Annotated in this window: 2 protein-coding genes and 1 pseudogene; all 3 read right to left on the bottom strand. The window is 68.6% G+C overall.

The features are described 5' to 3' along the window. Nucleotides 1-1,270: methyl-accepting chemotaxis protein (locus KDH83_RS30430; RefSeq protein WP_212322704.1), on the bottom strand; the 1,270-nt coding region annotated here is incomplete at its 3' end. Between the two features lie 119 nt (nucleotides 1,271-1,389). Next, the gene (locus KDH83_RS30425; protein WP_212322701.1) at nucleotides 1,390-1,869 is read right to left on the bottom strand and encodes a hypothetical protein; all 480 of its coding nucleotides are present in this window, start codon (nucleotides 1,867-1,869) and stop codon (nucleotides 1,390-1,392) included. 28 nt (nucleotides 1,870-1,897) lie between these two features. Beyond that, nucleotides 1,898-2,280: pseudogene (locus tag KDH83_RS30420) on the bottom strand (methyl-accepting chemotaxis protein); the annotation flags it as partial.

The following is a 2,280-nucleotide window of genomic DNA, read 5'->3' as shown; positions in this document are numbered from 1 at the left end:
CCCGCGCCGCTTCCACCGCCGCGTTCAGCGCCAGGATGTTGGTCTGGAACGCGATGCCGTCGATCACCGACACGATCTCGGAAATCTTGCGCGAGCTGGCCGAGATGCCCTGCATCGTCGCCACCACTTCCGACACCGCCGAACCACCGCGCTCGGCCACGTCCGACGCGCTGGCCGCCAGCTGGTTCGCCTGGCGCGCATTGTCCGCGTTCTGCTTGACGGTCGAGGCCAGCTCTTCCATCGACGCCGCGGTCTCCTCCAGCGAGGCCGCCTGTTCTTCGGTGCGGCTGGACAGGTCCGTGTTGCCCGCCGAGATCTCGCGCGAGCCGACCGTGATCTCGTCGACGCCACGACGCACCGTCGACACCGTGCGCGTCAGGCTTTCCTGCATGCGCTTGAGCGCGGCGAACAGCTGGCCGATCTCGTTGTGCGAACGCACCTCCACGCGGGCGGTCAGGTCGCCAGCGGCGATCTTGTCGAAATGCTGGCCGGCTTCGACCAGCGGACGCACCACCAGGCGCCCGAACACCACGCGAGCCAGCACCATCAGCACCAGCGCCAGCCCGATGGCCACCGCCACCGCGATCATCGCGCGGTTGAAGTTGGCGTCGGCCTGTTCGATCGTGGCCTGCTGCTGGTCGCCGATGTACTTGCTGAACTCGCCAATAGCCTCGATGAACGCGGCGCTGCGAGGCGTGCCGTACTCATTGTTGACCATGTAGAAGGTCGAGTAATCCTCGCTGCGCAGCGCTTCGACCATGGTGTCCACGCCATCGTCGATGTAGGAGCGATAACGACGCACCAGGTTCATCGACAGCTGACGGCCGGTATCGTCCTGCAGCATGTTCTTCTGGAAATCGGCGAAGCGAGCCCGCACGCCGGTCAACAGGTCGGTCGCGCCCTTGAGGGCCGCCGCCGCGTCGCGGGCGGAATTCTCGCCGCTGCCCCAGCCCGATTCCTGCAGGTGGCGCGCCGCCACCATCAGGCTGACGCGGGCGCGCAGCATGTCGCTGTTGATCACGTCGACCTGCTTGGAGCGATCGGTCAGCGCGTTCACTTCGCGGATGGATTCAAAGTTGTGCTGCAGGAAAAACGCCGCCAGGCCGCCCACGGCGGCGATCAGCACGGCGAAGAACGCCATCACCCACAGCAGCATCGTACCGACGCGTGCATCGCGCAGGCGCAGCTTGCGCTTGACCTTGGGCGCGCGCCCGGCTTTCTTCTTGCCAACCTTGCCGGGTTTCGCACCGGATTCGAGACTCGCTTCCATCTTCCTCCCCATCCTTCTGGAACAACTCAGACCAAAAAAACCGCCCGGCCCGCGACGGACTTGCCGCCGGACCGGAACGACGCGCGCCCCGGCCTGGCCGGGGCGTCATCCGTGGAATGTCAGGACTTGGCGGCCCCGCTCTTGCGCACGGGCTCGGGCGGCGCCGCGGGCACCGGTATCGAGATCGTTTGCACCTCGGGCGGCGGCGCGGGGGGAGCCGGCTCCGGATTTTCTTCCGGAGGCGGCGCCGGTCCCAGCAGCTTTTGACGCTCCCAAGGTTCCAGCAGAATATTGGTGCTGTCCACGAGGCGCAGCAGACGGCCGTCGGGGCCGAACTGCAGCAGCGCTTCCTTGCGGCTGTAGAAGCCGTCCGGGACAAAGGTGATCTTGAAGGACCAAAGGGCCAGGAAGGTGCCGTCGGTCTGCTTGTAATACTTGTCGGGCGGCGCGGTGAGCGCGCGCGAGGCCTGTTCCAGCGTGGTCTTCCCCGGCGTCAGGGTCGAGAGTTTGCCCGGGTCGAAGTTGTGCCCCGTCGCCGAACAACCGGCCAGCAACGCCGCCAGCGCGGCGCTTGCCAGAAGATGAATGTAGCCTCGCATACCTACCCATTTGCCGGATCGACCGGCGTCAGAAAGATTCCCAATCGTCGTCCGGCTGCGTCTGTCGACGAGGCGCCGACGCAGGCGCCGGACGCAGCTTCTCGTCCGTGGCGGCGGGCGCCGCCGCCGTGCGGCGCGCCGGACGCGCCGCCGTGGCGCCCTCGGCCGCCGGCTTGACGCGCGGCGCCGCGTGCGCGAGCCTCGCCGCCGGCCGTGCCGGCGCGCGGGCCGGGGCCTGCTCGGCGACGGGTTCCTGCGTGGGCGGCGCGATGGCGGGCTCCGCCTTCGGCTGGACCGGGGCCGCCGCCGGACGGGCGGCGACGCGCGGCGCGCTGCGCTGTTGCGCCAACTGGCGCGCCGGCACCTCGATGATCTCGCCGGCGTTGACCTTGAACACCGCCACCGCCTCGG

The sequence above is a fragment of the Achromobacter sp. Marseille-Q0513 genome (genome assembly GCF_018195695.1).
Taxonomy (GTDB): domain Bacteria; phylum Pseudomonadota; class Gammaproteobacteria; order Burkholderiales; family Burkholderiaceae_B; genus Achromobacter.
This window is presented reverse-complemented; position numbering and strand designations above follow the sequence as displayed.

Excerpts from the sequence above, each read along its gene's own strand:
- KDH83_RS30425 (WP_212322701.1), bottom strand. The coding sequence starts at position 1,869 with ATGCGAGGCTACATTCATCTTCTGGCAAGCGCCGCGCTGGCGGCGTTG.